This window comes from Endozoicomonas sp. ALC013, from assembly GCF_049310205.1.
Classification (GTDB): Bacteria; Pseudomonadota; Gammaproteobacteria; order Pseudomonadales; family Endozoicomonadaceae; genus Endozoicomonas.
Window position 1 is genome coordinate 1 of the sequence record NZ_JBLYNS010000180.1, and the last position, 8277, is coordinate 8277.

General features: G+C 50.9%; 7 protein-coding genes. 1 reads left to right on the forward strand and 6 read right to left on the reverse strand.

Going from position 1 to position 8277, the window contains the following annotated elements; all coding sequences use genetic code 11:
• Window positions 1-21 precede the first annotated feature (21 nt).
• The 5 genes from trmB to ACO6V1_RS21215 all read right to left on the reverse strand — a co-directional run bounded on the left by trmB (window position 22) and on the right by ACO6V1_RS21215 (window position 4609).
• Window positions 22-753 (reverse strand): tRNA (guanosine(46)-N7)-methyltransferase TrmB, encoded by a 732-nt coding sequence (gene trmB, locus ACO6V1_RS21195; protein WP_422449699.1) that lies wholly within the window; start codon window positions 751-753, stop codon window positions 22-24.
• Window positions 754-844: 91 nt separating this feature from the next.
• The gene (locus ACO6V1_RS21200) at window positions 845-1222 is read right to left on the reverse strand and encodes a DUF423 domain-containing protein (protein WP_422449700.1); all 378 of its coding nucleotides are present in this window, start codon (window positions 1220-1222) and stop codon (window positions 845-847) included.
• The gene (locus ACO6V1_RS21205) at window positions 1219-2457 is read right to left on the reverse strand and encodes a heme biosynthesis HemY N-terminal domain-containing protein (RefSeq protein ID WP_422461049.1); all 1239 of its coding nucleotides are present in this window, start codon (window positions 2455-2457) and stop codon (window positions 1219-1221) included. Before ACO6V1_RS21205 ends, ACO6V1_RS21200 begins: the two co-directional genes overlap by 4 nt.
• Window positions 2454-3764 carry a uroporphyrinogen-III C-methyltransferase gene (locus tag ACO6V1_RS21210; protein WP_422449702.1) on the reverse strand — a complete coding sequence of 437 codons (1311 nt, stop codon included), beginning with the start codon at window positions 3762-3764 and terminating at the stop codon, window positions 2454-2456. The genes ACO6V1_RS21205 and ACO6V1_RS21210 overlap by 4 nt, the downstream gene beginning before the upstream one ends.
• 89 nt (window positions 3765-3853) lie before the next feature.
• Window positions 3854-4609: a uroporphyrinogen-III synthase gene (locus tag ACO6V1_RS21215; protein WP_422461051.1), complete on the reverse strand. Its 756-nt coding sequence runs from the start codon at window positions 4607-4609 to the stop codon at window positions 3854-3856.
• An 89-nt stretch (window positions 4610-4698) separates the two neighbouring features.
• Here ACO6V1_RS21215 and ACO6V1_RS21220 point away from each other — a divergent pair, with 89 nt between their 5' ends.
• A complete protein-coding gene (locus ACO6V1_RS21220; RefSeq protein WP_422468391.1) occupies window positions 4699-7080 on the forward strand; it encodes a hypothetical protein in 2382 nt (793 codons plus the stop codon).
• 61 nt (window positions 7081-7141) lie between these two features.
• On the opposite strand, the gene hemC is transcribed toward ACO6V1_RS21220, so the two are convergent.
• On the reverse strand, window positions 7142-8074 hold the full coding sequence (hemC, locus tag ACO6V1_RS21225; protein WP_422468393.1) for a hydroxymethylbilane synthase: 933 nt from the start codon (window positions 8072-8074) through the stop codon (window positions 7142-7144).
• Window positions 8075-8277 lie beyond the last annotated feature (203 nt).

Consider the following 8277-nt stretch of genomic DNA (forward strand, 5'->3'; position numbering starts at 1 on the left):
GGGCAGGTTCCACAAGGCCATCTACCGGATGCGCTTGAACAGCAGGTCCCAAACCCCGTGCCCTAATCGATGACCACGCTTTTCAAACTTGGTGAGCGGACGAAAATCCGGTCTTGGCGAATAACCGTTTTCTGCGGCCATGTTCTCGAAGCCTTCTGCTGAGTTCATCACTTCCAGCATCTGTTCGGCATAATTTTCCCAGTCAGTGGCCAGGTGAATAATGCCACCGATGTCCAGCTTGGGACGAATAGACTCAATAAAAGCCGGTTGAATCAGGCGGCGTTTGTGGTGGCGTTTCTTGTGCCATGGGTCCGGGAAGTAAATCTGTACCCGTGACAGGCTACCATCGGGTACGCACTGCTTCAGCACTTCAACTGCATCGTCGCAATAGGTTCTCAGGTTGTGGATGCCTGCCAGACGGGCTTCATTAAGCAGGCTGCCGACACCCGGGCGGTGTACTTCAATACCAATAAACTGCTTATCGCTCTCCTGTGTCGCCATGGTGACCAGGGAATGTCCCATGCCATAGCCAATTTCCAGAACCCGGGGTGCTGCATCCGTAAAGGCATTCAGGAAACCCTCTGTGCCTTGCACCAGAGTCAGTCCCCAGTCCTGCCAGCACTCATCCCAGCCCCTTTGCTGGCCCGTGGTCATGCGGCCAGCGCGGAGCACAAAACTCTTGATTTGACGTTTGTGGAGCGTTTCCTGTTGTGGCTCATCAGCCTCATCGGCCGGTTTTACAGTATCGTTCATGGAGATCTGAGTTGGTAGAAAATGATCGGCGTAAGATACTGCTCGGGGCGTAAAATGCAAATTTTAGAGGCTGTCTATTCTCAGCAGCCTCTTAGATGCGGGAATAATCTCTGGCGGCAAAAAAGGCCAGTATCAACCAGCCAATGATGAATGAAACACCTCCAAGCGGTGTAATCATCCCCAGCCAGCGGATGCCGCTCAAACTCAAGAGATAGAGGCTCCCTGAAAACAGCACAATGCCCACAGCAAAGAGGCCAGCGCTCCACTTCAGCTTTGTTGAGTCCGGGTAATTTGTTCCCAGCAAGGCCACAAACACCAGTGCCAGGCTATGGTAGAACTGATAGTCTGCGGCGGTCTGAAAAGTGTCCATTGCCCGCTCAGAGAGAACGCCCTCCAGCGCATGAGCGCCAAAGGCGCTCAGTGCCACGGCAGTCATACCGCTGATGGCACCAACCAACAGGGCATTCATGACTTGTGCATCCCCGGCAGATGGGTTGCACTGTCCGCCGCTAACAACAGGCCTTCCTGGAAATAGTGTGAGCTGGTTTCAAACTCATCAAGGTGTGCCAGCAGATGACCCAGTTCGTTATACACATCAACACTTTTCCGGAGCCTGAGGCTGGCTTCAAGATACTCCCGGGCTTTACCCCAGAGTTCATTGCGCAGTGCCAGGCGACCAAGCGCCAGTAACAGTTCGGGGTCATTGGTCCGCTGGTTGAGCAGCGATTCTGCAAACAGCAGTTGCTTTTTCAGGTCTTTGCCCGGCGTTTTGCCATAAAGGCGGATCAATGGCTCGCTGTAGCAGTGATGAAGATTTTCCCGCAGCAGCAGTTCGGTTTTTTCCCCAGCACCCAGTCGAACCAGACAGTCACAGTAGCGATAGAGGATGGCCGGATCCTTCCTCTGACTGTGGCTCAGGCCGGACCAGATATCATCCGCCGGTTTGGTTTTCTCTTCGCTGGAGACGCGGTTTCGGCCGTAGTTATAAGCCTGTTCGAACAGCGCTTTGAATGCCAGTTGTTCCAGCTGGTGATATTCGTCGTCCTTAATCACTTTTTGCTTGCGCAGCCTGGGCAGCAGTTTTTCCAGTGATTGCCAGTCATTCAGGCGGATATAGACCTGCTTGAGCATTTTCAGAATGTAGCCATGACGTGGATACTTCTTGTGCAGATGGGTCAATGTGGCCAGCGCCTGTTCCAGGTGGTTACTGGCCAGTTGCAGTTGTGCCTGGGTGATACCAATCGCCATTTCTGCACCCGGTGCCTTGCTGTCCGCCTGTCTTAGCCAGTTGGCGCTGGCTTCATGATTTCCTGCTTCATGGGCCGCCCTGGCGGCGGCCAGATAGTTGATTAACGGTGATTCACTGTTTTTCGCCGCCTGCCCAAGGAGCCGCTCCGCCTTTCGCCAGTGCCCTTTGGTAAACTCAGCCAGACCCCGATCAAACAGTTTTCTGGCCCTGGCTTTGCGGGCACCCGTTGACAGTGGGTAGATAACACTGAATGTGCCCAGCAGTAACCGACCCATAATCACCGCCAGCCAGACCAGGCCAAGGGAAATGACAACCAGCAGCAGCAAACCCCAGAGACTGCTTTCAAAGGTCATCTCATCGTAAGCAATCAGCACATAACCATGGTCGTTGACCATGATATTGGCCAGTAAGAAACAGGCAGAAACAATGGTCAGGAACAGTGCAAACCCTTTCATGAAAGTTGCACTCCCTGTTCATCAGGCTGATCCGGCTCTATCAATGGCGGACTGCTTTTCCCTTCATCGCCATCGGGTGATGCTGGTGTTGTCTGGTTTTCTTCCGGCTCGATGGTTGAATCATCGTCTGCAGGTGTGAGAGTTGAGCTGGACTGGTGCTCTTTCAGTGCCTCCAGAGAACGATGAATAGTGGGCATATCGGGGGTAATGGAGAGTCCTTCCAGTTCAGTAAGCTCTTTAGCCAGCTGATTGCTGACATCACCACCGAGCATAAAATAGCGACTCAGCCAGTCGCTGGTTTGTTTGAGACTGTTTTGATAAATCGTCTGTTGTCCGGTAATCAGCGCGAGTTTACTCTGTTCGATCAACATCAGCATCTTCTGACGGATTAACTGCTCCTGTTCCGGTGTCAGCAATACTTCAATGGGTTGCTCTCGCTGGGTATTAATACGGAACAGTCTGGTGAAACGGTGCCAGGTGTCCAGCACTATGGCCTTGATGGTTTCCTGCCAGGTTCTGTCCGCTGGTGGGTTAGTTTCATCAGTGACCATTGATCCGGGGTCCGGGGCACTGGCCACATCGGCAATATGGCCATCATCCAGGATCACAAGACCGGGGATCAAATCTGCAATGGCTTGCAGTCGCAGCCAGATACCTTCCTGATCCAGCAGGGTGGTCGCTTTCAGAACCGCTATATCTTCTGCCAGGGCCTCTCTGACCGGAAAGAGAGTGTAGTCATCCAGTTGCCCCAGTATCTGCCCGGCACTGGCCATCAGTTCAAGGGCCCCGGTAACATCATTGACCGTCAGCAGTCGCTGATTGGCGAGGCGCAGCAGGTATTCGACTTCGGCAATACGCCATTGGTTGCGTGTGGAACCTTCAAGTTCCCGGACTTTGCTGGACAGGGTATCAACCCGGGATAAAAGTCTGTCTTCCCGCTGTTGCAGGGCTTGCAACTGTTCTTCGTGTCTTTCTATATCGGTGGCGGTGTTTTGTGCCACCGTAGTCAGCCTGGCCTGTTGTCGTGCAATCTGTGTCTGCAGATGATCCATGCCATCAAGCAGAACCGGCTGGTTCTGTTCCAGTGGCATGGCCCGCCAGCCGATGTAGCCACTGAGGCCAAGGGCGCAGGCGGACAATAACAGGGCAAAGCCTGCCAGACCTTTACCTGAACCTTTGCTTTGGTGTTTTTTGGCGGCTTGCTGTTCTGAATGGGACTCTTTCGCTGAATAGATGTCGGTTTTCTGCTGAACATCTTCAGGGGTATTGTCTGGTAAACGGTCTGTGTTCTGGTCTGTATCGCTCACGCTTGGGCCTTCCGATTGTTCGAGAGGATAGTCTCCCTTGTTTTTCTATCTCTTGCCCGGGCACTTCTTTCAAGGTTCCCGCTCATTTTTCACAAGAGGCAGATTTGGGCCAATGCTTGCAACATCATCTCGTTGCTGGCGCCACCAGTATTGGTTACCTGTTGAAAACCCAGGCTATGGGCCTCCCTGGCAACCCGTTCACTGGGAACAAGCAGCCGGTAGTCAGCTCGATAGGGCATGGGTAAATAGTACCCAAGGTTTGTCAGGGTTTCGCCACTACCGCAGAGAATGACATTGATTGAATGGCTTTCCAACTTTTTTACCACTGCATTGCGTTCATAGGTGGGGCAGGAACGCTGGTAAACGTCCAGTGTGTGGACCGTGGCACCGGCATTAGTGAGCTGCTCTTTCAGCATCTCCCGTCCCCCCACGCCCTTGATAATCAGGACCTTCTTATTCTGAACATGGTGAAATGTATCCAGGGTAAGAAGGGCCTCACTGTCTACGCCGGTGTCTGAATAGTCAGCCCTGATCGCAAACTGCTCAAGTTCAGCTGCTGTGCTGCTGCCAATGGCAAACCACTGGCAGTGAATTGGTAGCTGTGGCCAGTACCGTTCGATCAGCTCTACGCCCAGGCGGGCGGCCGGACGACTGGTGACAATAATATGGTCAAACTGGTCGAGCATCAGCAGGCAGTCTGTCATTGCCTGTGTTTCTGCCAGCGCATCAATAGCAAGCATGGGTACGGGCCAGGCCTGGCCACCAGTTTTCTTGATGGCATCTGCCAAAGCCTGTGCCTGAGGCTCAGGGCGGGTTACCAATGCGCGAATATGAGACAGTTTCATTATGCAGTTGAACTAATTCTTTATCCAATAAGTCAGAGTTGGTGCTACTCAGACGTCAAGTGCAATCAACCAGACAGAGAATATTATTCATGGAAACAAATGTGCAAGTAACGAATGCAAACACTCGAGTCGAATCGAATTTTACACCAACATCCATCACTGAAATAGTTTTATTAAACGGGCATAGGCTGAGTCACACGGATACAGTTAAAAGTCGAATGTCTGATAATTGTCCAATCTGTCAAGAGGCACTATTCTCGGAAGAAAAAGGCATTATAGAAAGACCTTGCCATCATTTTGAACACCAGGAATGTCTTATCAGGAAAATGACCGCCGACAATCAAGCTACAGCTATAACAATATGTGCTACCTGCAGAAGTGAAAAGCCGCACGATAAAAAAAATATCTTTTATAACAACGGCAATGAATGGTTGGAAAAAGCTGAGCAAAAATGCAAGAGAAAAGATTGCTTATATGTCCACAAAGGAAATGACAAAGCAGTGGTGCCTGATTGTCCATATCCATATTCAATGTTTCCGGACCATGGAAGTGCGAGTGGCTTCCTTCATCAATACGGCAAATTAGTAGACGAACTTATTGTAACGCAACTGGGCTACTCCGGTATTAAAGCCTCTGGATTGCGTGTGGAAAATATAACTGAGGAACAAAAGAATAAAATGGAAAGAAAGTATGGCAAAGAAAATGATTTGAAGAACCTGGTTGAGCAATTTGATGAAAACCACTGGAGAGCAGAAGAGTGTATAACCACCCTGGAACGAACATTTAATCAGGGTTATGAGCATACCATTGACAATACAAAGTCTGTCAGACGTAAAATAAGCTCAGAAAATATGACGGATGAAAGTGAAAATACTATTAGAGATAGAATCCAGGACGCCAAACAAGCCTTATCAAATACGGCGGTCAGTAAATCCCTTATTGATTTGCGCGCTGCGCTTGAGAATGACAGAGAGCAGTCCGGGGGGTGGGGGGTACCTGAAATCACATCAATGATTTCACTGTCAAATCCAAATCCTCATGAGCTGATTCCTGGTTTGGCAGAGTCAACGGATATGGATTTCTCCCTGGTCAGAAACTTTTTTATAGATGGGGTGAATCATCCATTCGAAGTTCGATTGGACTCAAAGATCCTGAATGAATCCAAATCAGTGAATGAGGCTGTTTCAAATATTATTAACTGTGTTCGGTGTGAGCTTGTGATGAGTAAACTCATGAAGAACTATCCGGCCTATTTTGATGATAAAACCAAAGTGTATTTAAAAACGCCATTTGATTACTGGGGTGATAAAATTGAGATTGTTTGCAGGTATAGTAAAGAACAGGCTTATGCCATCAAGTTGAGTGAAGTATTTGATTTTGAAAAAAAGGCATTTAACTTCACAGTATTCTTGGATGCCGTGGATAAATTCAAGAGCTATGGTATTAATCGCCATGATCTCAGGAATGGTCCAAAGCTTCCGGCAAGCCACAGGCCAATGGGTCGGTGCGGTATGGAACGCTCAAACATACCCCGTCAGAGTGGACTTTTTGGTGGTGATTCTGGAGGTTTGGCATCTGAAAGCCCGTCAGTATCAAGGAGCTTCTTTGATGCACCCAGTGGGTTTGGGAATTTTGGATCTGCGGCACAACAATCAGTACCCCCGTCAAGACCAATGGGCTTATTTGGTACACTCAGTGGGTTGACGTTTGGTCCACTTGGCGGGTCGAAAAATGCAGGGTTTGGATCAGAGCCCTCGTCAGGATCCACGAGCTTGTTTGCTCCACCCGGCGGGTCGAAAAAGGTTGGGTTTGGATCAGAGCCCTCGTCAGGATCCACGAGCTTGTTTGTTCCACTCGGCGGGTCGAAAAAGGTCGGGTTTGGATCAGAGCCCTCGTCAGGATCCACGAGCTTGTTTGGTTCACCCGGCGGGTCGAAAAAGGTTGGGTTTGGATCAGAGCCCTCGTCAGGATCCACGAGCTTGTTTGGTACCCCCGGTGGGTCGAAAAAGGTTGGGTTTGGATCAGAGCCCTCGTCAGGATCCACGAGCTTGTTTGGTTCACCCGGCGGGTCAAAAAATGTTGGATCTGCGGCACAACAATCAGAGCCCCCGTCAGGATCCACGGGCTTATTTGGTTCACTCGGCAGGTCGGAAAATGTTGGATCTGCGTCACAACAATCAGTGCCCCCGTCAGGATCCACGGGCCTATTTGGTACACTCGGCAGGTCGGAAAATGTTGGATCTGCGGCACAACAATCAGTGCCACCGTCAGGATCCACGGGCTTATTTGGTGCACTCAGTGGGGGGGGGAATTTTGGATTGATGGAGGCACCACAAGTGCCATCCAGTAACGGATTTGTACAAATACCCGTTGGTGGTGAGCCCGGATTTACTGGCTCGGATCCCGCAACAGCATTGACATTTCTTTCTTCTCAGGAAGAAGAGTTTATTGATTTTGACGATATTCTTTAGGTTTTAATCAAGAGTAGTTTACACCACACCAGATCAACACCAACGCCGTCGGAAGGCGGCTTTACCTGCCATCCGCAGAGTTCAATCCAGCAAGGATTTTATCCGCCCCCTGTTTCAGCAGCGATTCAGCCACCTGAATACCCGCAGATTCATAATCTTCAGCGGTACAGGTCACTTCACTGCGATAAATGGTCTGGCCATCAGGGCTGCCGACCAGGCCTCTGAGAAATAGCCGGTCTCCGTCCAGTTCTGCAAATCCACCAATCGGGACCTGACAACCACCATTCAGTCGTCTGTTCATGGCCCGTTCAGCGCCCACCCGGATTGCCGTGTGCTCGTCGTGCAAAGGGGCAATCAGTTGTCTGGTTTGCTCGTCATCCTGGCGTAACTCAATACCGACGGCACCCTGTCCGGCCGCGGGCAGGCTCACAGTGGTATCCAGGTAACTGCGAATGCGGTCAGCCATCGCCAGTCGAATCAATCCTGCGGCTGCCAGGATGATAGCGTCATATTGGCCGTCATCCAGTTTGGCCAGACGGGTATTCACATTACCCCGCAGAAACTGAATGGTCAGATCAGGACGGGCAGCCAGTATCTGACACTGGCGGCGCAGGCTTGATGTGCCAACAACGGCACCCGGTGGGAGTGCATCCAGAGAAGCATAGTGATTGGAGACAAAGGCATCCCGTGGGTCTTCCCGTGGGCAGATAACCCCAAGGCCAAGCCCTTCGGGAAACTCCATGGGGACATCCTTCATGGAATGCACCGCAATATCGGCGCGACCTTCCAACAGCGCATTTTCCAGCTCTTTGACAAACAGCCCCTTGCCACCAATTTTCGCCAGTGGAGCGTCCAGAATGCGGTCGCCCTTGCTGGTCATTTTGACCAGTTCGACCCGGATATCCGGATGATGGTGTTCCAGCTGCTGTTTGACATATTCCGCCTGCCACAGGGCAAGGGCGCTTTTACGGGTGGCGATACGAACGGTTTTCACAGGATTGATGGCTTCTATTGTTCAAATTAAGGAACAGTCCCTGCATTAACTTCCCGATTTAGAAGGTGATCTCCGTTCATCCTGAGCGGAGTCGAAGGGTGACAGGCACAATGCGTGAACACGGAGCCCACGCCCTTCGACAGGCTCAGGACGAACGAAGTTTAGAGCCTAAGAAACAAGGAGGTTATTTAAGGACTGGGAGG

What these genes read in the sequence shown, in the direction of transcription:
- trmB (WP_422449699.1), bottom strand. Translation starts at nt 753, where the DNA reads ATGAACGATACTGTAAAACCGGCCGATGAGGCTGATGAGCCACAACAG.
- ACO6V1_RS21200 (WP_422449700.1), bottom strand. Translation starts at nt 1,222, where the DNA reads ATGAATGCCCTGTTGGTTGGTGCCATCAGCGGTATGACTGCCGTGGCA.
- ACO6V1_RS21205 (WP_422461049.1), bottom strand. Translation starts at nt 2,457, where the DNA reads ATGAAAGGGTTTGCACTGTTCCTGACCATTGTTTCTGCCTGTTTCTTA.
- ACO6V1_RS21215 (WP_422461051.1), bottom strand. Translation starts at nt 4,609, where the DNA reads ATGAAACTGTCTCATATTCGCGCATTGGTAACCCGCCCTGAGCCTCAG.
- ACO6V1_RS21220 (WP_422468391.1), top strand. Translation starts at nt 4,699, where the DNA reads ATGGAAACAAATGTGCAAGTAACGAATGCAAACACTCGAGTCGAATCG.